Origin of the sequence: Planococcus sp. CP5-4_YE (assembly GCF_019042655.1) — a bacterium.
Lineage (GTDB): Bacteria > Bacillota > Bacilli > Bacillales_A > Planococcaceae > Planococcus.
Genome location: NZ_JAHPZO010000005.1, coordinates 121620 through 144059, shown reverse-complemented (window position 1 = coordinate 144059; position 22440 = coordinate 121620). Strand labels below are relative to the sequence as shown.

General features: G+C 48.5%; 20 protein-coding genes. 17 read left to right on the top strand and 3 right to left on the bottom strand.

All coding sequences use genetic code 11. The features are described from left to right. Positions 1 to 259 precede the first annotated feature (259 nt). The 3 genes from mreB (at position 260) to fabZ (ending at position 2116) form a co-directional block, all read left to right on the top strand. A complete protein-coding gene (gene mreB, locus KTG14_RS08485; RefSeq protein WP_216970528.1) occupies positions 260 to 1255 on the top strand; it encodes a rod shape-determining protein in 996 nt (331 codons plus the stop codon). 103 nt (positions 1256 to 1358) lie between these two features. Next, positions 1359 to 1622 (top strand): DNA-directed RNA polymerase subunit beta, encoded by a 264-nt coding sequence (locus tag KTG14_RS08480; protein WP_216970527.1) that lies wholly within the window; start codon positions 1359 to 1361, stop codon positions 1620 to 1622. A 56-nt stretch (positions 1623 to 1678) separates the two neighbouring features. Next, positions 1679 to 2116, top strand: a complete 438-nt coding sequence (fabZ, locus tag KTG14_RS08475) for a 3-hydroxyacyl-ACP dehydratase FabZ (RefSeq protein ID WP_101191249.1) — start codon at positions 1679 to 1681, stop codon at positions 2114 to 2116. Positions 2117 to 2170: 54 nt separating this feature from the next. On the opposite strand, the gene KTG14_RS08470 is transcribed toward fabZ, so the two are convergent. Further along, positions 2171 to 2611 carry a YwpF family protein gene (locus tag KTG14_RS08470; protein WP_216970526.1) on the bottom strand — a complete coding sequence of 147 codons (441 nt, stop codon included), beginning with the start codon at positions 2609 to 2611 and terminating at the stop codon, positions 2171 to 2173. Between the two features lie 328 nt (positions 2612 to 2939). Here KTG14_RS08470 and KTG14_RS08465 point away from each other — a divergent pair, with 328 nt between their 5' ends. Together KTG14_RS08465 and KTG14_RS08460 are read left to right on the top strand one after the other, a co-directional pair. Continuing rightward, positions 2940 to 3350: a single-stranded DNA-binding protein gene (locus tag KTG14_RS08465; RefSeq protein WP_216970525.1), complete on the top strand. Its 411-nt coding sequence runs from the start codon at positions 2940 to 2942 to the stop codon at positions 3348 to 3350. A gap of 20 nt (positions 3351 to 3370) precedes the next feature. After that, positions 3371 to 3514, top strand: coding sequence for a hypothetical protein (locus KTG14_RS08460; RefSeq protein ID WP_167358041.1), 144 nt, complete (start codon positions 3371 to 3373; stop codon positions 3512 to 3514). Between the two features lie 53 nt (positions 3515 to 3567). Here KTG14_RS08460 and KTG14_RS08455 read toward each other — a convergent pair whose 3' ends face one another. Both KTG14_RS08455 and KTG14_RS08450 read right to left on the bottom strand, forming a co-directional pair. Then, complete coding sequence (locus KTG14_RS08455) at positions 3568 to 6291, bottom strand: DEAD/DEAH box helicase (protein ID WP_216970524.1); 2724 nt, start codon at positions 6289 to 6291, stop codon at positions 3568 to 3570. Beyond that, positions 6288 to 7820, bottom strand: a complete 1533-nt coding sequence (locus tag KTG14_RS08450) for a hypothetical protein (RefSeq protein WP_216970523.1) — start codon at positions 7818 to 7820, stop codon at positions 6288 to 6290. Before KTG14_RS08450 ends, KTG14_RS08455 begins: the two co-directional genes overlap by 4 nt. A gap of 182 nt (positions 7821 to 8002) precedes the next feature. On the opposite strand from KTG14_RS08450, the gene KTG14_RS08445 reads away from it, so the two are divergent. The 12 genes from KTG14_RS08445 (at position 8003) to KTG14_RS08390 (ending at position 22406) form a co-directional block, all read left to right on the top strand. Then, positions 8003 to 8470, top strand: a complete 468-nt coding sequence (locus KTG14_RS08445; RefSeq protein WP_216970522.1) for a transcriptional regulator — start codon at positions 8003 to 8005, stop codon at positions 8468 to 8470. A gap of 713 nt (positions 8471 to 9183) precedes the next feature. Continuing rightward, the gene (locus tag KTG14_RS08440; RefSeq protein ID WP_216970521.1) at positions 9184 to 10107 is read left to right on the top strand and encodes a S66 peptidase family protein; all 924 of its coding nucleotides are present in this window, start codon (positions 9184 to 9186) and stop codon (positions 10105 to 10107) included. 166 nt (positions 10108 to 10273) lie between these two features. Beyond that, positions 10274 to 10504 carry a DUF2187 family protein gene (locus KTG14_RS08435; RefSeq protein WP_058382988.1) on the top strand — a complete coding sequence of 77 codons (231 nt, stop codon included), beginning with the start codon at positions 10274 to 10276 and terminating at the stop codon, positions 10502 to 10504. A gap of 887 nt (positions 10505 to 11391) precedes the next feature. Then, a complete protein-coding gene (locus KTG14_RS08430) occupies positions 11392 to 12006 on the top strand; it encodes a hypothetical protein (protein ID WP_216970520.1) in 615 nt (204 codons plus the stop codon). Continuing rightward, positions 12003 to 13310 (top strand): efflux RND transporter periplasmic adaptor subunit, encoded by a 1308-nt coding sequence (locus KTG14_RS08425; RefSeq protein ID WP_216970519.1) that lies wholly within the window; start codon positions 12003 to 12005, stop codon positions 13308 to 13310. The genes KTG14_RS08430 and KTG14_RS08425 overlap by 4 nt, the downstream gene beginning before the upstream one ends. Before the next feature lie 178 nt (positions 13311 to 13488). Next, on the top strand, positions 13489 to 13761 hold the full coding sequence (locus tag KTG14_RS08420) for a YhdT family protein (protein WP_216970518.1): 273 nt from the start codon (positions 13489 to 13491) through the stop codon (positions 13759 to 13761). Further along, a complete protein-coding gene (gene panF / locus KTG14_RS08415; protein ID WP_216970517.1) occupies positions 13758 to 15227 on the top strand; it encodes a sodium/pantothenate symporter in 1470 nt (489 codons plus the stop codon). The genes KTG14_RS08420 and panF overlap by 4 nt, the downstream gene beginning before the upstream one ends. 50 nt (positions 15228 to 15277) lie before the next feature. After that, positions 15278 to 16192, top strand: a complete 915-nt coding sequence (locus KTG14_RS08410) for a DMT family transporter (protein ID WP_216970516.1) — start codon at positions 15278 to 15280, stop codon at positions 16190 to 16192. Between the two features lie 42 nt (positions 16193 to 16234). Beyond that, on the top strand, positions 16235 to 17848 hold the full coding sequence (locus KTG14_RS08405) for a M20/M25/M40 family metallo-hydrolase (RefSeq protein WP_216970515.1): 1614 nt from the start codon (positions 16235 to 16237) through the stop codon (positions 17846 to 17848). Positions 17849 to 17947: 99 nt separating this feature from the next. Then, positions 17948 to 19039, top strand: a complete 1092-nt coding sequence (locus KTG14_RS08400; protein WP_216970514.1) for an amidohydrolase — start codon at positions 17948 to 17950, stop codon at positions 19037 to 19039. Positions 19040 to 19135: 96 nt separating this feature from the next. Then, on the top strand, positions 19136 to 20557 hold the full coding sequence (locus KTG14_RS08395; RefSeq protein ID WP_216970513.1) for an alanine/glycine:cation symporter family protein: 1422 nt from the start codon (positions 19136 to 19138) through the stop codon (positions 20555 to 20557). A gap of 571 nt (positions 20558 to 21128) precedes the next feature. Beyond that, positions 21129 to 22406, top strand: a complete 1278-nt coding sequence (locus KTG14_RS08390) for a nucleotide sugar dehydrogenase (RefSeq protein WP_216970512.1) — start codon at positions 21129 to 21131, stop codon at positions 22404 to 22406. The last annotated feature ends 34 nt before the right edge of the window (positions 22407 to 22440 follow it).

The following is a 22440-nucleotide window of genomic DNA, read 5'->3' as shown; positions in this document are numbered from 1 at the left end:
TGATAAGATTTTAACTAGACAAGTTGAATCGAAGTATTAGAAAGAGTGAAGGAAAGTGCTGATATCGCTCCAGGCGAACGTTTTCGTACCCATCGGTGTGGGTCATGCAGTTGGCGCGACAGGAGCGTATCCTTGCTCTTCGCCGTCTTCCACTCTTTCGCATATGGCTATTCATCTAATATAGAAGATTTGTAATATTGAGTTGCTTAGAAAAACTGAATTTCAATCAATATCGCAGAACAAAGGGAGGGACGGCTTTATGTTTTCGAAAGATATAGGCATCGATCTTGGAACGGCCAATGTGCTGATCTATGTAAAAGGCAAGGGCATTATTTTAAACGAGCCGTCCGTAGTAGCTGTCGAGAAAAAAACCAATGAGCTGATTGCCGTTGGCATGGAAGCCCAGAAGATGATGGGTCGCACGCCACAGCACATTGCGGTGATCCGCCCTTTAAAAGACGGCGTCATACATGATTTTGATATTACAGAATTGATGCTCAAGCATTTTATTCAAGTACTCAAACTGAAAGGCTTTATGATGAAGCCGCGTATCCTCATCTGTTGTCCGGCGAATATCACGAGCATCGAACAAAATGCCATCCGCGAAGTGGCTGAAAAAGCGGGGGCGAGAAAAGTTTATGTTGAAGTGGAGCCGAAAGTCGCAGCTATCGGGGCGGGGCTCGATATTTATCAGACGGATGCGAGCCTCGTCATTGATATCGGCGGAGGGACTTCCGATATTGCGGTTTTGTCGATGGGCGAAATCGTCAAAAGCGTAACCTTGAAAGTGGCAGGGGATCATTTTGACTTGGACATCCTTCATTACATCAAGAAGAAATACAAATTGCTGATCGGGGAAAGGACAGCGGAGAAATTGAAAGTCGAATTTGGATCGCTCAGCGATAATCAACAAGCCACGATGGATATACGGGGGCGGGACATGCTGACCGGGTATCCGCGGACAATTACGTTGAAGGCACAAGAGATTACAGAAGCCTTGCGTGGATCGGTCGAGCAAGTTGCAGAAAGTGTGCGCGTGGTGCTCGAACAAACGCCTCCTGAATTGGCATCGGACATCATCGACCGCGGGGGTGTGTTGACTGGCGGTGGTGCTTTGCTAGGCGGACTGGACCGGCTACTGACGGAGCGTCTCGGCATTCCGGTCGCCATTGCGGAACATCCGAAAGAATGCGTCGTTCTTGGAACCGGAAAAATGCTCGAAGCGAAACAGGATATTTTCCGTTCGAGGAGATAAAATTCAAATTTATGTTCCACAGCCCAAGCTTTTTAGTATAATGGCAGATAGTGAAGTAACTTGTATAGCATTGGGCATTTAAAGAGGAAAGGTTGACATAGCGATGGCACAATCACGAAAAGCTGGCTCGACACAGCCAGATAAACCGAATACGCAAACCGAAAAGCCACACAAGAAAACGCGCTGGGTGCAAATCCGCATGTTTCCGATTTGGCTGCGCATCCTCCTGGTCATTGCACTTCTCGTCGTTATGGCAGCACTGGGAGCTATGATCGGATACGGCGTCATTGGAGATGGCAATGCAGGCGATGCCCTTAAATGGGAAACGTGGCAGCACATCTTTGATATCATGCGCGGAGTCACTTGATCAGGAAACGATAAAGTCTGGAGACAAGCAGAAAGTTGTAGAAGGGAATGGAATTTATGTTGACGACAGAACAAGTACAGGCAATTTTGCCTCACCGTTATCCATTTTTAATGGTCGATCGGATCGTTGAAATCGAAGCGGGGAAAAAAGCGGTCGGGCTGAAAAACGTCACCGCTAATGAAGATTTCTTTAACGGCCATTTTCCAGGTTACCCTGTAATGCCAGGCGTCTTGATTGTTGAAGCTTTGGCACAGGTCGGTGCGGCTGCTGTTCTTCAAATGGAAGAAAACAAAGGCCGGCTTGCCTTCTTCACAGGCATCGATAATTGCCGCTTTAAGCGCCAAGTCACGCCAGGGGATCAATTGCGCCTAGAAGTCGAATTGACTCGCCTGCGTGGTTCTATGGGCAAAGGGCACGCAATTGCCACAGTAGATGGCGAAATCGCCTGTGAATGCGACATTTTGTTCGCGCTTGGGCCAGTCCAGGAAAAATAAGATGGAAAATAAAACTGCCTCCCGCAGCCAATTCGGCCGCAGGAGGCAGTTTTGTTATGTGGATTTACTTTCGTCTTTGCGCAATACAGGCCGTTCCCGCATATCGCTTTCAAAGCGCTCAAGCAAATCTTGTCCTTCGAGACCATCTTCCAACAGCTCTGACAATAAAGTTTCAGCGTATTTGCGGCGCGCCCGTTTCAAAGTTCCTTTCATCAACACAGAGACGTGGCCACCGATCGGTTTAACGGCATGAATGATCACTTCAAACGTGGCTGGTTCATTTCCTGGGTAGGAAATGACGACTTTGACATCATACACTTTGCCATTTTGTTTCATATCGAGAAAAATCGCTTCGTGCTTTTCGTCCACCAGCAGTTCAAGAACCCATGACCGCTGGGAATTTTCCTGGTTGATGATCAGGCCATCGTGGAGCGGGTAGTCTATAAGTTGTTCTCCATCTACAACGGCAAACGACAGCATTTTAAAGGTTTTCATGAAATTCCCTCCAGATAAAGCTTTGTTTCAGTATAGCATAGCGGGGAAATACCCGGCGAATGTCTATAGAAAAAACCTCTGCAACAAAATGGCGATTTTGCGTATAGGCTTGCCATTCCAGAAATGCTATAGTTCTTGCCGCGAAATGATCGAAAAAATTTTTTGTTCTTTTCGGAATTCCGCAAATGATGCCCGAAATCCTTTCAAATCCGCGATTTCCCACATTGCCAAGGAAATGGCGCTCTTAGTATGCTTTTATTACCGGCAGGACAGCAGGCAGGCCACAAGCCAGCAACTGAATCGGCCTGGCCGGCAGGGGGTGAAATCAATGAATCAAGTAGGCATTGTAGGACGATTGACGAAAGACCCATCGATGCGGGTGCTGGGGGAAGGGCGTGTACATACTACCTTCGTCGTGGCCATTTCCCGCAACTTCAGAAATCAGCGTGGAGAGATCGAAAGCGATTATGTCCTTTGCTCGACCTGGGGGCGTACTGCCCAAAACGTCGCTAAGTATTGCATGAAAGGCTCGCAAGTCGCCATTACGGGAAGGATTCAATCACGCCATTACGATAAGGAAGATGGCTCCCGCGTCTACGTAACGGAAGTGATTGGCGACCAAGTACGTTTCCTCGATAAACGAAAGCCCTCAGACGATCTCATCCCCAAGCGGACGGAAGCGGATTCTAATGTGGAGTTCGATTTTCAGCCGCCCGAAACTGAGCAGGTGAACAGTTGATGCATAAGGAGGCAAGTGGAATGCCGAAAGAACTTCAGCTCCAATTGGAAGTCCACATGGAGCAATTGATCAAACTGACCGCTTCACTTCATCAGCGCATGATTGAGGCGGAGCGGGAGCTGTCAGAACTGAAACGGGTCTTCGCCACAGGCGAAAAAAATTGATGATCGCTGTCCAAAAGAAAAAATCCGGCCAGGTGGGGTCCTGGCCGGATTTTTTAGAAGCTATACGTGAACAATTCTTTCAGCTCATCATCGGACAGGTCCGTCATCCATTGACTGGATTGGATAAACTGATCCGACATCGACTGCTTCTGTGTAAGCAGTGAATCGATTTTTTCTTCGATCGTACCAATCGTTACAAACTTATGGACGTGGACAAACTGCGTCTGGCCGATGCGGTATGCCCGATCGGTCGCCTGGTTTTCCACAGCTGGATTCCACCAGCGGTCTGCGTGCAAGACATGCGTAGCAGCCGTCAAGTTGAGCCCGGTTCCACCTGCTTTCAAGGATAGGATGAAGATCGGGAATTCGCCATTCTGGAATGCAGCGACAAGTGAATCGCGTTGGTTTTTCGGCATATGCCCAGTCAAGAACGGCACTTCATGCCCGTATAATTCATTCAGCGCCTGCTGTAGCAGATGCCCCATTCCGATGTATTGCGTAAAGATCAAGCATTGCTCCCCGCGTTCCGCGATTTCCCCCGCAAGTGTCACGATACGCTCGAGTTTCTGGGAGCGAGGCAATAACTCGTCGGCAGTCGTATACGGTTCTTTCAAATAAAGGGACGGGTGATTGCACAGCTGTTTCAGCTTACTGAGCATTTTCAGGACGAGGCCTTTTTTCTCAAAGCCAGTGAGCGTCCCCATCTTCTGCACCGTATCCTGGACAAGCCCCTCATACAGCGCGGCTTGCTCCGGCGTCAGCGGGCAATATTCCAATTGCTCCAGTTTTTCCGGTAAATTAAGCTGTAGTTCGGGATCTTTTTTCGTCCGGCGGAGCAAGAATGGCTGTATGCGTTGCCGCAGCTTTTCTTTCGCCTGTTCCGAATCATCCCGCTCAATCGGTACCATAAAGGCTTCCTGGAACTGCTTGATGCGGTACAGGTAGCCTTTATTGATGAAATCGAAGATCGACCATAGTTCGGACAATCGGTTTTCAATCGGCGTCCCGGTCAGCGCGATGTGATGCTGCCCTTTGAACTTGCGGATTGTCCGTGATTGTTTCGTATACATGTTTTTGATGTTTTGTGCTTCATCAAGCGTAATGCTCGTCCAAGTGATCGATTGGATTTCGACGCTGTCGGACGAAGCGATGCCGTACGTCGACAGCACGACATCCGGTTGTTCGGACGCCAGTGAGTCGAGGAAGGCTTGGCCTTTCGGGCGATTGCTGCCGTAATGCGTCGCAACTTTCAAATCAGGGGCAAAACGATCCAATTCCTTTTGCCAGTTGCCGAGGACCGAAGTCGGGCAAATGATGAGCGACGGCTTTTTCGGCTTTTCGCTGTGCACGTGCAGCAAGTAGGCAATCAATTGCACAGTCTTGCCGAGCCCCATGTCATCTGCGAGGCATAAACCGAAGCCTTCTTCGCGCATGAAGGTTAGATAATCGAAACCGGTCTTCTGGTAAGGCCGCAATTCGGTCATCAAGTTCCCTGGCAATGGCGTTTCCGGCAGGTCGCGTTTATCGAGTAGTTTATCGAGCAGGACTTTTAAGGATTTATTCAAATGGAACTCGACGAGCGGGTCATCTTCTTCTCCCGGTTCTTCGAGCATGACGTCCGGTACATTATGGAACAGCATGTCTTTCAGCGTCCAATCGGCGTCTTCCGCTTCTTCAATCATTTGGCGCAATTGCATCAACAAATTCGAGTCGACGCGTACCCATTCGTTGCCAACGCGGATAAATTCGCGGTTTTCCGTCACCAGTTGCTCGAAATCCTGCATGCTTAACTCGTGGCCATTAAGCGAGAACTTCCAGTCAAAGTTAATGATTTGATCAAGGCCAACGACGGATGCTTTTTTCGCCGGGGAGGTAACATTCGCTTTCACGCGTACTTTGGATTCCTGGACGGCTTGCAGCCAAGAAGGAATCGATACTTCCACGCCAAATGCCTGCAACAGGTCTGCATCATTGCGGAGAAAGTTCAATACTTCCGCATCTGTCCAACGCGCGATATACATCTGGTCCGCCTCATAGCGGTCGACAGAAGGACATAAGCTAAGGATCAAGCTTTGGCGCTCTTGGATTTCACTCGCATGGGCACGCCATTTTTCAGGCAAGACCTTTTCGATCACTTCGTTTTCACGGCGCTTCGAAGGCGTCCAATATGCGCTGCCGCGTTTAGTGCGCAGCGCTGTGCGGAAAGCCCATAAGCCGCTGTCGTCAGGTTCGGTCAATTGCATCGCCAGCACATAATCGTCCGCGGGTGCGAGCCCGTCCCAACCGGCATGTTCGACGAAATGCAAGAGGTAGGGCAAATGGGCGGGAGTGAGCCCTTTTTGGTGCAGCTGATGCTGGATAGTATCGGTCAAGAACGAGCGGATTTCCGCATCGCCATATGCCGAATCGATGGAAATAACGCCGTCTTCGACATGAACATGCTGCCACAGTGCCGAATCGTTCAAGGAGTCGGCGACGCGGCGCGCAAGTTTCAGCCAAGTTTCATCTTGCAGGCGGCGCCCTGAAAACTGAACGTAATGGTGAGGATCCTGTTGGAACAAACGGACAAAATCGGCTGGCGTCAATAATAGGTCCAAGCCATCTGTTTGAACGTTCATGCCGAAAAAGCTGTCTTTGTCGGCGAAAAACAGGAATGGCGACCAGATTTCCGGAGGGATCCGGTTGCCGCTGTCGTTATAAGCCTGAAGCCGGAACATGTCCGACTGGTCTATTTTCAAATAATACGTACGGCTTCCTTCAGTTTGGAATTGATTCATAACAGTTTTCCTTTCTCGATCTCTTCCTGGAGTGCGCGCAATCGTTTATAGCGATGTTGGATCTCTTTCATATAATCATTCCAAAACGGCAATTGCCCGCTTTTCTTGCACGCAGCTTTCATTTTTTTCCATACACGGACAGCTTGTTTGTAACTGGTCCGGCTGCGTTCTTCGAGATGCTGCAGCGCATAACGGTGGTACAGTGGCAATGCGAAATCAGGTGCGGCATTATGCACTTCCTTCAACCCGCATTCCTCAGCAAAATACAGGGGCGAGTTATGCAGCTGGTGAAGCTCCGCCCATTGTTTATACATGCCTTTTTCGACAAGATAAGCGGAATAGGCCGGCAAGCCGTAATGGCCAAACTGCGTAAACAAATCTTCCCAATCATCTTCGGTCAAATCAATCAATGAATACAGGCGGCTTAACACACGGACGTAGTGGTGGCGGTATTGCGTAAACAACCCGTCAAACAGGAACGTCCGAACGTGCGGCTTGAGAGCTATTAGAATAGCAGAAAGCCCTTGTTGATGGCCCTCTTCTTCCGCAAGCACCGCTAGTTTGACCCAGTCAGCTGCTGCGCCCGGTGCAATATTGCCAGGTGCAACTTCGTTTTCGAGCAGGATGGCGAAAAATGCCTGAACCCGCTCATCAGGACGCCGGAAATCTTCAAGGCCACTTAACCGTTCGCGCCTGGTGATGAATAATTCAGTCCAAAACAGCTGGTAAATGTCAAAGCGTTCGGAAAAAGAATCGTCATTCGTTTCGGTAAATTCACGAACCAGTTCCCGTAAATGGGTGAAAAAAGCATCCGATTCGAATGTGCGGTGCAGACCGCGCAATTGGCCGAGTAAATCACGAAGTGCATGCAATTCGTCCGCAAACCAAGTTTTGAAGAACGAGTGGTGCACTTCTTTAGTCCCCGCGCTGAACGTATTCCACACTTCTGTCAAAGAAATCAGGTGGGCATAGGTTTTATATAAAGTTTTCCATTCACGCTCAAGCGGCATGAAGGACAGGGCATTTTTCAAGCGCCCTTCGTATAATTGCTCAAAATAGAAATAATTGCGCGTGACGTAATCATTAATCGGTTCGCGCCACGTGCTGCGGATCAGTGCTTCCCATTGATCGGGTGAGCGTTTGTTCGTCAGTGTCGACAATTTCTCATTCTCCTTATCACGCCATTTCGCGACCCATTCGGAAAGCGAGTCGATTTTTTGGTAGAGCGAAAAAATGACCGCCAAGCGGTGACGGCAGGTTTTTTCCTGTGGACAAGCACACACGGCAGTAAGTTTCCCGAAATTGAGCACCACTTTTACCGAATGGGCATCTTTCACGCTCGCTTCAAGCAGCAGGCGTTCTTCATTGAAAGAATGGATCTGCACGCCATCATGGCGCACTAAAAAGACTGCTTTTCGAACCATTTCTTCATCTAACGCACGCGTAGGATGAAGCGACTTGTCGATAGCAGCCATATAATTGTGGATTGTGTCTTCGTATTGTTTTGCTAAGGATAAAACCGTAGCCATTTACATCGCCCCAAATAAAAACATTTCCTTCTATTATACGGCTTTGTGGCAATACAGTAAACGAAGAAGGAAAAAGAAGCGAAAATGCCATCGTTTATCCACACTTAATTCTATTCGAACCGTCCAATTTATGGTATGATTTATTTAAGCAGAATATTCTGAAATATAAGGAGGGGAGTCAGATGTTGCATGTAAAATTGATGAAGCCGTTTTATACAAAGAGAGAAGGGCATCGCATCAAATTTGTGTTCGCTTATCAATATTTTTCCATCCTGAAAGATGATGAAGTGTTTCACTTCATCCCTGTCGAGGGGAAGGAAATCATCGTCAACTTGAATACCTTCCAAGTAGAAAACCTTTCAGAAGTCTTTGTCTTCCAAAAAGGAAACCGCTTTATTCGTTTGCCGCTCTACCAATTGCTGCTGGTCTCGGATATCCACACACACCTTCAGAGCATATTGAAGGAAGAAAGGGCGGAATTGATCGAAGTGAACGAACAAACAAAGAAAGAAGCGACCGAAGCAATCCAGTTCCTGGAGCAGGAAAACTTCAACCGCATGATCGACCAGGCGTTAGCCGCGGGGGATAAGGAACTGTTTGAGAAACTGCTGCTGTCTCAGCAAAAACAATTACTCGATGGAGGTCTATGATGAAGCATACAACAGCCTATGGATAAGCAACGCCTGCCCAGGAATATGAGCGCAGGCGTTTTTATATGGAAGAAAACAAGCAAAAAGCCCTTTTCCATCAATCGGAAAAGGGCTTTTACGTATGTTCGGAAATCATAGGGTGCTCCTTTCTACATAAGCATGAAGTAATTAAGTGCCAACATTACAACTGCAGAACCCGTCACGCCCAGTGCAAGATCTCCCCACTGCATCTCCAGTACTTTTTCGAAATTATTCATGATGATCCGCTCCTTCTCTGTTTGTCGGGAAATCCTGTTTGCTAGTTATAGTGTCCAGTTGAACTATTTATAACTTATTTACAGTGTATAAGGGGCTGGAAGAAAATACATGAGACTAAATCACTAAATATTCTAAAAATTAAAATAATTTTCATTTAAAGGTTATTCAATCGAAGGCGGTAGTCAAGCGTCTGCTTCACTTTAGGGGAATTTAAAATTGGTTGAGAAGATTGGAAAAAATGTCGCCAGTGAAAAATAAAGAAAATCACTACAGAGTTACTGATTTTGCGAAGATACACTTAATGGATTGAACTTGTATAGGCTATCCATAAGAGTTTGAGGCGGTCTTTTGTGCACTTGTTGTTGGGCAAGCGGCAGCGCGTAGGTTTTTCTTTTTTTAACTAAGGAAAACTGATAGGTTTAAAGAGTGAAGAATAGAAAAAAGGAGTGAGTCATATGCGCATTATGCCAAAGCGGTTGCATTCAGGGGATACAGTAGGTGTCATTTCGCCGTCTAGCCCCCCGGATCTGGAAAGCTTAAACAAGGCACTACCGTTTTTAGAGGAATTGGGGCTAAAGGTGAAAATGGGTCAGTCTGTAACAGCCGTCAATGGTTATCTTGCTGGAACTGATGAAGAACGGTTAGCAGACCTTCATGACATGTTTGAAGACCCAGAAGTGAAAGGCATCATTTGCGCTGGGGGAGGATTTGGTTCAGCCCGGTTTGCAGAGTATATCGATTACGCAATGATCAAAGAAAACCCGAAAGTTTTTTGGGGCTATTCAGATGTTAGCTTCCTGCATCATGCAATTGGTATGTATGCAGAATTGATAACATTCCACGGTCCTATGTTAGCCTCCGATGTCGGAAAGCCGGAATTCCACGAACGCAGCGGACGCATGTTCGGCCAGATGTTCCGGCCATTCGAATTGCATTATGACGAAACGATATCATCCTTGGAGGTTTTGGCAGGCGGTGTGGCGGACGGTGAACTGGTTGGCGGCAATTTATCATCGATTCGAAGCAGCCTTGGAACCAAATTTGAACTCGATACAAAAGGTAAAATTCTTTTGATTGAAGATACTGGAAAAGAGCCGTACCAGATTGATGAAATGTTAAATCAGCTAAAGCAAGCCCGTAAATTCGAACAAGTTGCTGGAATTGTTGTTGGGGATTTCAAGAATGCAGAAGCTGCAGAGCCAGGGCAATCCTGGACGCTTGAGCAAGTGCTAGCTGATTATTTTGAAGATATGGCGGTACCAGTTGTCAAAGGCTTTAAAATCGGTCATTGCGAACCGAATTTCTCAGTTCCACTTGGTGCGCTGGCGCGGCTTGATGCAGCCAATAAAACCCTAACGATTTTGCCTGGAGTAGAATGACAAATGGATTGGATATCGGGGACTGAAGCCCCTCGGTGTGCTCTATAGTAAAAGTGCGCAGGACGGCCTTTATCAACTGCATAGAGAAATGAAACAGGTGAAATAACCATAAATTTATGCTATAATAGACAGATAATGTTTTCATTATAGAGAGGCGTGGATAACGATGGCATTTCAACCCCATGAAAAAGAAGTATCTGAATTTGTAGCGGCCCGCAAAATCGGCGAATGGATTTCATTCACCCGCAATGGCGTCGACGTTAACGGAACCATCTTCAAAATTATGGACAACTCGGTGATCGTCGAGATCTCACCAGAAGACGCCAAGGAAATCGGCGCTGCTTCCAACATGACCGTAATTTCACATAAGAAATACAAGATTGTCGCAGATCAATAAAACGAAACCTCCGCAGCCGCGGAGGTTTTTTCATTGTGTGAAATTAAGTGAAGTTAGCGAGTGTTTGTATGTGGAAATATTTCTATTTTCCATCTAAGCTCTGCCTTGGTAGCCACCGCCCTGCTTTGGGTGGGCCTCTTGCCGTAAGCCAGGAAGAACGCCTGTCTTACTGCATCGGCTCACCCTTGGCGCTGGCGGCTGATAGATTTCATTGAGAGAGGTGTGATTAGTTGAATCTGCTTCTGTAACTAGTTGCCGGCTAGTTGGGGATCACTTTCTGAAATGTGGCAAACTGAAAATCACACTCTCTTTGATCCAAATAATATGAGCTAAAAACATAATACATTTCCACACTTTGCTTTAAATGAACTGAAAAACGATCTTCCACTCTAAAATTAGAGACGGAGCGGAAATGGCTGACTCCTGGGGGACCGAGCGGGCTGGCGAGACAAACGTACCGCGCTTTTTGCGGGACGTTGGCTCAACACCCGCCCCATACCCGGGCAGCTGAAAGCGCGACGTCCTGTCGCATCAGCTGCATGACTCGCATCCTGCGAGCCCCAAGCAGCCATTGGAGCGCAGTCGAAAAGCGGAAGTTTTTCCAATGGCTTCTTCCTTAATCACTTCTTTTCCAATCACTTCTTTTTCATTACTTCACTCTTTCCCGATTTAAAATTCACCACAATCCTATGTCATTCGTCTCAAAGCCACCAAATATTGAAAATTGTGGCAGGGAATTCGTTTCAAAGCGCTTGGTTTTTTGGTAAAGTAAAACTAAGCAGAACGCCATTTGCCTGAAAGGACTTAGACGCATGATATCTGATTTTAAATTTTGGCATTTCTTCCTGAACCAAGGCCAACTCATACATAATTTGCGGCACACCGAAATGAGGCAAATTAACAAGCGATTGGCTGTTATTTTGGTGCTCGGCTTGATGGTCTTTGCCTTGCCTGAAATTTGGGGCATGAACACCGGATCGTTGACGCCGCTGCTTGCGGCAGGCATGTTCGACGGTTATACACTCGCACGGTGGACTTCGCTTGTCGGCACCTTGCTGTGGGGCGGCTTGTATTTAAGCTTCCATTTGTACATCGCTGCATATCTATACGGTCGGATCATCGGCATCCCGTGGAAGGCGATGATCGTCATGCAAGCTTACGTTACGGCATTGTTGGTGCTGGAAAAAGGCTTGATTTTCGGCATATTCGCCTGGAACGGCTACACAACAGCCTTTTCACCGTTTTCATTCGGGCCGATCGCGGCAACATTCCTGGAAAACAGTTACCTGATTTATTTCTTCAACCAATTGACTTTGTTTACCTCATTGATCATCGCGATTCAATACCGCTTCATCAAGAATTTTTCGCGTGTATCGCCGAAAATCATCTTGCTTTCACTGATCATCATCCACGTGATTTCGGCATTGATTGTCGCGCTGTTCAGCCAGATTCCGGTCGATGAAATGCTGCGTGACTTTATGCAAGGGGGGCCGATCCTATGAACCGCTTTTTCTTTATCGGCTTATCCATTGCCATCGTCGCTTTTTTGACTTCGAACTTCCTGTTGCTGTTCGGTGAGAAGAGCATCATTTCAAAGCAATTATATGTCAGTGAATATGAACAGGCGTATACCCATACATACACCGAAAATTTGCCGAAAGAAGCCTTGACGGCGCCGCAGGATACGATGGAAATCTATGTCCAGGACCACGAAGCACTTGAGCAATGGCTCGTCAAAGAAGGCGATGCCGTAACGGCAGGCGCTGAGCTGGCACGCTTGAACGAAAGTGAGTCAGAAGACCAGCGAGCGATTTGGCAGTCGGAACAAAGTGCGCTACAAACAGAACGCAATGAAGTTCAGTCAACATTGCAGGAATTGACGCAGGCGCGCGCATCGCAAGACAGCAGCGTTTCCGAAAACTCCAATAATAGCTCCAGCTATCCGGGGCTTGGAGAAGACATGGAACAGGAACTGCGCATGGACGTCAACGTCTCGGTCGGCGTGGAAGTGCCGGAAGACGGCTCGTATGCTTCAGGCATCGCGCAAGCCCAGCAGCGTCTGGCGGCCATCGATTCTGAACTGGCGGTCGTCGAAGCGCAGCTCGCGCAAAGCCAGGAAAATCCGGCGCTCATCAGCCCGGTCGAGGGGACGGTCGCAAGCATCAACCGTGACACCACGCCGCTCAGCATCGAAATTTACAATAATGAACGTGAATTCGTGACGTATTTATTGGAAGACGAATGGCACGAAGTGGAACAGGCCGACCGTGTATTCATCCAGGCGCCAGGCATTGAAGGCGCGATTCCTGGAACGGTCCGCAGCGTTTCTGAAATCCCGGCGGAAGAATCCAAGTGGTTCGAAGCGTACCGAAATCTCGGCCGCATCGAACAAAACAACCCGATCGCCTTTTACGAAGTGCGCATCGCCCCTGAAACACCTTTGCAGGACACGGTGCCTTATGGCAGCAACGCCAACGCAGAAATCACCTTGAATGAAGCACAAGATGCAATCGCCTTGCGCGACGGTTGGGTTTACGATGACGACGACACGTCGGGTATGGCCTATACCTTGAACATTGACGGCCGCCCGAATGCTGTTCCTGTCGAGATCGCCTTCACCCAACAAGGTCGCGTCGTTCTCGCAAGCGGCATGGAGGCAGGAGACCTGACCATCAATGAAGAGCAACTCCATGATTATCCAGGGAGACCGAAGCTCTTTATGCCGTTCCCGAGCCTGACGCCGGACTTTACTTATGCGAAAAATACAGAATGGCGCGCATATGTTGAATATTTATTGGCGCGCTAAGCAAAACCTCCGGAAATTTCCGGAGGTTTTTTTGTAGGAAATAAAAGATGAAAGTATAAACAGTTGCTATGGAAGTAAACGCATCGAAATGGCCGCTGAAACTTGCGCTTAATTTACAACCACCATTGGTGTACGATAGACACAACACATTACAGCCATTGATCGGAGTGGAGTATGCATGAAAGAAACAGATTGGCGCTTCCGCGTCGCGCACCGGGAAGCCTGGATCGGCCTCGGACTTGCGCTTTTCAATTTCGTTTGGTGGTTCGCTTTTGCCTACGGGCTTGGCAGTCGGCCAGTCGAGGAATATACGTACATATTCGGCTTGCCGGATTGGTTTTTCTATAGCTGCATCGTCGGTTTCCTGGTTATGGTCGTGCTTGTCACGGTTGTCGTCAAATTGTTCTTCATCGATGTGCCATTTGACGAAGAACAGGAGGAAAGTCGATGAACTATTCAGTCCTCATTCCTATGATCGTCTTTTTGATCATCATCTTTTTCATCGGCTATTGGTCGAGCAGAAAACTGGCCGGCTCTTCGAACTTCATCAGTGATTATTTCCTCGGTGGTCGCGAACTCGGCGGTTTTGTCCTGGCGATGACCATGGTCGCGACATACGGCAGCGCCTCGAGTTTTCTCGGAGGGCCGGGGACCGCTTATACGATGGGCTTCGGCTGGGTGTTGCTCGCGATGACGCAAGTGGTCACCGGTTATTTCGTCCTGATGATTCTCGGGAAAAAATACGCCATCATGGCGCGTCGCTATAACGCGGTGACGATGATTGATTTTCTCAAAGGCCGCTACAATAGCACAGCTGTCGTTTTGTTATCGGCGCTTAGCATCATCATTTTCTTATTTTCCGCGATGGCTGCCCAGTGGATCGGCGGCGCGCGGCTCATCGAGTCTTTAACAGGACTCAGCTATCAATCAGCGCTGTTTTTATTTGCCGTTAGCGTCCTCGTCTACGTGACCATCGGCGGCTTCCGGGCTGTCGCTTTGACCGATGCAGTGCAAGGGGCAGTCATGCTCGTCGGCACGCTGGTCCTGCTTGTTGCCGTCATCATCTCGGGCGGCGGGATTTCGAACATCATGCAGGACCTCATCAATGAAAACCCGAATTTGGTCACGCCGTACGGAGCGGAAGGCAATCTTGGCGCCGCCTATGTGTCGTCGTTCTGGATTCTCGTCGGTGTCGGGGTTGTCGGATTGCCCCAAATCGCGGTACGGGCGATGTCTTATAAAAACGCCCGCTCGATGCATCGCGCGCTCATCATCGGCATGATTGTCACCGGTTTCATCATGCTCAATATGCATTTGATCGGCGTCTTTGCGCGCCCGATCCTTCCGGGCATCGAAGTCGGCGATAAAGTCATTCCGCTGATCGCGCTGGAAACTTTGCCGCCCTGGGTTGCCGGAATCGTCTTGGCTGCTCCGATGGCGGCGATCATGTCGACGGTCGACTCGCTCTTGCTTCTCGTCAGCTCATCGATCGTCAAAGATGTCTACTTGAATTACGTGAAGCCGGATGCCAGCCTTAAAACGATTAAGCGCATGTCGTTCGGGGTGACCGGTATTCTCGGAGGAATCGTTTTCTTGCTTGCGCTCGATCCACCAGACTTGTTGATTTTCTTGAATTTATTTGCGTTCGGCGGTCTCGAAGCGGCGTTCATCTGGCCGATCGTGCTCGGCCTATACTGGAGATGGGGCAATAAATACGGTGCGATTGCGAGCATGGCGACAGGGATCATCAGCTACATCGCCTTACATTTCTACAACATCGAAAACGGCAATTTGTTCGGCGTCCATACGGTCACCGTGCCGGTCGTCTTATCGCTCCTCGCCTTTATTGCGTTCAGCCTGCTAATCAACAGACAGGCATATGATTACAATGCCATTCTATACAGAAACGAAAAATAAGCGTAAAATGAAGGGCTATATGTGGAATAAGGGAAAGAAGGGCTGCACTTTTGACTCCATGGAAAGTTTACGGCATCTTAACATCGGTGATGGTCGTGTGGGGATTCAACCTCGCGGCGGTTAAGTATTTATTGGAATTTGTTGATCCGGTCACGTTGACGGCGTTTCGGATTTTGCTAGCCGGGGTGACAGTGCTGATCATTTTGGCGTCGCTCGGCATGATGCGCTGGCCAAGGCGCAGTGATTGGAAATACATATTGCTTGGGGCATTGCTTAATGTCGTGGCCCATCATTACTTCCTGTCTCAAGGATTGGCGATCACTTCCGGAACAAACGCTGGTTTGATTCTTGGAACTGGGCCAATGCTGACGGCGGTATTGGTCTCGCTGATTATGCGTATTGTGCCATCCAGGCTGCAATGGCTGGGTGTCTTTATTGGTTTTGCCGGCGTCGCCATGACGGTGATGGTCGGAAGCGATTCGGCATCAGGCTTGAGCCTTGGGGATATATTGGTCTTCATCTCCATTTTGGCTCAAGTCTTCAGTTATATTGTCATAGCAAATGCGGCACGTTCGCTGGATCCGCGCCTGTTGACGGGATATATGCTCGTGACGGGGGCAATCGTCTTATTTATCATCGCGCTTATCCAGGAGCCGGGAGAAATCGCAGCGTTCGCGGAAGTTCCATCATCGTTCTGGCTGGCGTTCTTCTTTTCGGGGATGCTTGGCACAGCGGTCGGCCACATGCTCTATAATTACTCGATTGGCCAGGCGGGACCGACAAAAGCGGCAATTTTTATGAATTTGAATACGCTGTTCTCGCTCGTGGCAGCAAGCCTTATTCTCGGTGAAACGATTACGCCAGGCCATTTGCTCGGCCTTGTGCTCATTGTCATCGGCGTGATATTCGGATCAGGGGCAGCGGAGGATTTGCTTCGAAAACGCAGAAAACGGCTCCCAATATGAGCCGTTTTTTTCTATAGTGGAATAGCGAAAGGAGAATGAACGATGGCGGGTTTATGGGGTACACCACAACAACTGCGCCAGCTGACAGAGCAATTGGTCGGCTGGGAATCACAAGGGCTAACAGAAGGGGAAGTGAAATTCCCGGAACGATTAAAAGCCGAATTATTGAAAGTGGACTATTTCCACAATCACCCGGAATTCGTTTCTTTGGGTGAAGTTAATTGGGAGCGCCGTTATTTGACAGCCTTGTACAAGCATGAAAAAGCCTCACGCACCGTTGTTCTGCTCAGTCATTTCGATACTGTCGCTGTGCACGAATACGGAGATTTGGCACCACTCGCTTACCAGCCAGCAGAACTGGAAAAAGCATTTCAAAAGATTAAGAGCGAATTTAAGCCGGAGATGCAGGAAGATCTAGCATCCGGTGATTATTTATTCGGCCGAGGCATCATGGATATGAAGCCGGGGCTTGCGATCCATATGGCATTAATCGAGCGGGCAAGTTTGGAAAATTGGCCGATCAATATTGTGCTGATGTCGGTGCCGGATGAGGAAGTAAACTCCGCAGGTATGCGCTACGGCGTGTCTAAGCTGCTCGATCTCGAACGGCAGTATGGGCTGGAATATATACTGTTCTTGAACGGCGAGCCGGTGTTCGCAAAATCGCCTGGCGATACATCGCAATACATCTACACTGGATCGATCGGGAAAATCATGCCGAGTGCCTTGTTTTACGGCAAAGAAACCCATGCAGGAGAGCCGCTTGCCGGCATGACTTCGAGCTATCTATCGACGTATTTGACGCGGAAAATGGAATGGAATCCGGCGTTTTCCGAAACCGTGCACGGGGAAGAAACACCGCTTCCGGTAACCCTGACGCAAGGGGATATGAAAGAGGAATATTCGGTCCAGACGCCTTACCGGACAAAAGCGCTCTATAACGTCTTCACGATGGAAAGAAATGCCGAAGACATCATGGATATTTTCGAGAGCTTGGCGAAGGAATCCGCTGCGGAATGTGTGGAAGATTATCGTTCCTTGTGCGAAAAAGTCGGGATGGCACCGCATTTTGATGAAATTCGCGTCCTTCGGTACGAAGAACTTGTGGAGTACGCCAAAGCGAAATTCGGCCTTGATTATCTGAATCAATTGATTCGCGATACGCTGATGGATCCGGAACGGGATGTTCGCGAAAAATCGTTTCATATTGCGGACATCTTGCTGCTGAATTGCCAAGAGTTGACGCCAGGCATCGTCTTATTGTTTGCGCCGCCTTATTACCCAGCGGTCAATTCAAGCGAAGACCCATTCATCGGGAAATGTGTGGCACACATCACACATGATGCGCTCGAACGTTTTGATTTAGAGCTCGAGCAAGTGCATTTCTTTAATGGCATTTCCGACCTCAGCTATGTTAATTACGAGGGCACAGCAAGCGGCTGGATTAGCTACGAGAAAAACACGCCAGTTTACGGTGACCAATACAGCATTCCGTTCCAAACGATGCAACAACTTAAGGCGCCGGTCTTGAATATCGGCCCGTTCGGCAAAGATCCGCATAAACGCACGGAACGGCTCCATATCAAAAATGCCTTCGAGGAAATACCGGAAATCATCGCGAGCTTGATTTTGCATATTGGGGAAAGAGCGGATTGATACACGAGGATGAAACCCGCCTTTTTTAATCCGGTTTGTTTTGGGTAGAGAAGACAGGTACAATTCAAAAAGATGAAAATTTAAAGGAGCGGATCTTTTATGGACTTTAAACAGCAGACCGAAACTTATTTTGATCATTTTCATGCGCATCCGGAAGTCAGTTTCAAAGAGGTTGAGACGACAAAAAAACTCGCGCAGATCATGGATGAGCTCGGAGTAAAGTATCGGACATTCGATGATGTCACTGGCTTGTTTGCCGAAATTGGCGAAGGGGAGGAAGTGATCGCCGTGCGTGCGGATATCGATGCCTTATGGCAGGAAGTGAATGGCCAAGTGCAGGCCAATCATTCCTGCGGCCATGACGCCAATATGTCGATGGTCCTTGGGGCCCTCCTGCGTTTGAAGGACGAATCCTTGAATAAGCGCATCCGCTTTATTTTTCAGCCGGCTGAAGAGCAGGGCAACGGTTCGCTTGCGATGATTGAACGCGGCGCACTAGTCGGCGTGACGCATTTGTTCGGCGTTCACCTGCGCCCGCAGGAAGAGCTGCCGTTTGGCAAGGTGACGCCAGCGCTTCATCACGGGTCCGGAATTTTCCTCAAAGGCAAAATCACCGGCGAAGATGCACATGGGGCGCGGCCGCATCAAGGGAAAAATGCTATTGATGTGATCGCAGCGATTCATCAATTCGTGAAAACGATTTATTTTTCACCATTCGAATCGTATTCAGCCAAGCTGACGAATATCCAGACCGGCGGAGAAAGCTTGAATATCATTCCCGGAAGCGCAACATTCGCACTAGATGTGCGTTCACAGTCCAATGATTTGATGCACACAATGAAAGTCAGCCTTGAAGAAGGTTTGCGGGCGATCGCCGCGCTTCATGGCGTCGAAATCGATTTGAAATGGGATGATTACACGCCTGCTGCCGAAGTATCGGGCGAGGCGATGGAGATTGCTTCGCAGGCGATTCGCAATGTGCTCGGAGACGAGGCATTTGCTGAAGCAATCCAGACAACGGGGGCAGACGATTTCCATTTTTACACGATTAAACAGCCTGGGCTGAAAGCGGCGATGGTCGGAATCGGCGCTGATTTAACGCCGGGGCTGCATCATCCGGACATGAAATTCAACCGGGAAGCACTCGACATTGGCGCGCGCGTCTTGGCTGAGACTTTGCGCTTAGCGTAACAGCATGCCGGTGAGGTGCCGAAAATAGTTTCCCGGCACCTCATTAAGGGTATGTATCAAAGGCTTAAACTATAGTAATTTAAAGGGGTCATCGAAATGGATGCAATATTTAACGGGTTGACGTGGATCGTCGACGAAGGCAATAACTTATTATGGACATACATATTGATCGGGCTCTTGCTCGGTCTTGGTTTATACTTCACCATCCGCACTCATTTCGTGCAAGTGCGCTTGTTTGGCGAAATGTTCCGCGTCATTACCGAAAAGAAAGACGGAACCGGCGGAATTTCCGCATTCCAGGCATTTACGATTTCGACCGCATCCCGCGTCGGGACCGGCAATATCACCGGAGTTGCTTTGGCAATTGCCATTGGCGGCCCTGGCGCCGTTTTCTGGATGTGGGTCGTTGCCCTAATCGGGATGGCAACCGCGTTTATCGAAAGCACACTTGCTCAAGTCTACAAGATCAAAGACGGTGAGCAATTCCGTGGGGGGCCTGCTTACTATATGGAGAAAGCACTTGGCACACGGAAACTGGGTATTGTTTTTGCCATCCTCCTGACACTTGCATTCGGTTTCATTTTCAACTCGGTTCAATCGAACACTATTGCCCAATCGGTCGGTGAAGTATTGGACATCCCGAACTGGGTCGTCGGTGCAAGCTTGGTCGTTTTGTCCGCCATCGTCATTTTCGGCGGAGTACGCCGGATCGCGCATGTCACGCAAATTGTCGTACCTGTCATGGCAGTTGCTTATTTGGTTGTCGTCGCTTACATATCCATCCTTAATTTTACGGAAATTCCGGCGGTCTTCACCTTAATCATCCAAAATGCGTTTGGTCTTGAAGAAGTGGTCGGCGGCGGTATCGGTGCTGCGATCATGCAGGGGATACGCCGAGGTTTGTTCTCGAACGAAGCCGGTATGGGATCTGTGCCAAACGCTGCAGCTTCTGCAAACGTATCGCATCCTGCAAAACAAGGATTAGTCCAAAGTCTTGGCGTGTTCTTCGACACAATCATCATCTGTTCGGCGACTGCTTTCGTCATCATTTTAGCGGACTTGTACCGTACAAGTGAACAGGAAGGCATTTTGCTGACCCAAACTTCACTTGAGATGCATGTCGGAGCATGGGCCCCTTACTTCCTGGCGATCGCTATCACGTTCTTCGCTTTCAGCTCGATTGTCGGAAACTATTATTACGGCGAGACGAATATTGAGTTCATCAATGCACATAGCTTATGGCTGACGGCTTACCGCTTTGGCGTCCTTGCGATGGTCATGTTTGGGTCGATTGCACAAGTCCAGCTTGTCTGGAACATGGCGGATCTGTTCATGGGCATGATGGCCGTCATTAACTTGATTGTCATCGCCCTGCTCGGGAAGATCGCTTTCCGCGTCCTCGACGATTATATGGGACAAAGAAAAGCCGGCAAGAATCCGGTGTTCTATGCAAAAAATGTGCCTGGCCTGAAAAACACGGAATGTTGGGGAGAAGAAGCACATCGTCACGACGAATAACTTCTAACCTCTTCCGCATTTGCGGGAGAGGTTTTTCTTTGGGAACCCATCAAGCCATCGGGCGTCCTGTAACGAAACCGTAATGAAAAATACACCAAAACGATTTCTGCCTAAGGCTTTGCTATGGTAGAATGAACTATTGATAATATGTGAGTTGAACAAAAAATGAACCAGTCAAAGAGAGCGATGTAATCGTTACAGGCAGACGCTTTCCGCGGGCATGGCTTGAGCCTCCTCGGTCGCTGCGCTTCCTGTGGGGTCTCAAGACTCATGCTATTCCCGCAGGAGTCGCTGCCTTGCACTCTTAATATCTGGATCATATCAATAGATATGGAGCAAAATAGCGCAGACTCCTTGGGGATCAGCGAAGTGCTGAAATCCATTCGGGCAGCAAGCCCGAATTAGTTCAGCGCAAGCCCCCAGGAAAGCCAGCTGTTTTGCGGAATATCGTATGCAATGAAGTCTTAAAGAAAAAGTATTAGTTCAACTTATTTAACAAAACTATTGAAACAAATCTCTGCATGCAAAGCAGGAGATAAAAAATTACTGGCAATTGAGGAGAATTAACGAAATGGAAAAAATCTGTGTAGTGGGATTAGGATATATCGGCTTGCCGACAGCGGTCATGTTCGCAAACCATGGTTATGACGTGCACGGCGTGGACGTCAATCAAAAAGCAGTGGATATGCTGTCTGAAGGCCAAATTCATATCGAAGAACCGTTTCTTCAAGACTACTTGAACAAAGCGTTGGAAAAAGGCACTTTCTCGGTTTCAACACAACCTGCACAAGCGGACATGTTCATAATTGCTGTGCCGTCTCCGATCGCGGAAGACAAAACAGCCAATATGGATTACATCCGCGCAGCGACAGAATCGATTGTGCCGTTCTTGAAAAAAGGCGATTTGGTCGTCTTGGAATCGACTGTGCCGCCGCGCACTGTGCTCGATGTCATGATGCCGATTCTTGTGAAGAGCAATTTGGAAATCGGGACAGAACTATTTGTTTCGCATTCCCCAGAGCGCGTCATTCCAGGCAAGGTATTTGAAGAGCTCGTGAAAAATGACCGCATCATTGGCGGCATCAATGAGGAGTCTTCAAAACGTACGCAAGTATATTACGAATCATTCGTTAAAGGTGAATTCATTCTGACGGATGCGACTACGGCCGAAATGGTCAAAGTCATGGAAAACACTTACCGCGACGTCAACATCGCGTTCGCCAATGAAATCGCGAAAATTTCCGATAATGTAGGCGTCGATGCTTGGGAAGCGATTCGTCTCGCGAACCACCATCCGCGCGTCAATATTCATTTGCCAGGACCTGGTGTCGGTGGGCATTGCATCGCCGTCGATCCATGGTTCTTGGTCGAAAAAGAGAAGGATCTTTCACAGATCATCCATCTGTCGCGCATGACGAACGACGGCATGCCACAATACACGGCAGATAAAATCGATGAGATCCTAAAAGATGTGGCCGATGCGAAAGTCGCTGTCTTTGGTTTGGCCTTTAAAGGCAATATCGACGACATCCGTGAGAGCCCATCGATGGAAGTGCTGGAACACTTGAAGTCGAAAAACCTGAACATTTCTTCATTCGATCCGCACGTCAAAGAAAACAAAGCGCCATTCCAGACGCAATCTTATGATGAAGCAGTAGAAGGCGCGGACTTGATCGTTATCTTAACCGATCACAAGGCATTTAAAGAATACGACCCGAAAACAATGGGCGGAACGATGCGCCATCAAGCGATTTTTGACACGAAAAATGCCATCAGCCGCGAAGCTTACGAACAAGCAGGATTCACGGTTTACCGTCTTGGCGACGGCAAAGGCAACCCAAAAAATTAAAATACACGGCCGCATTTTCAAACCATTGGAAATG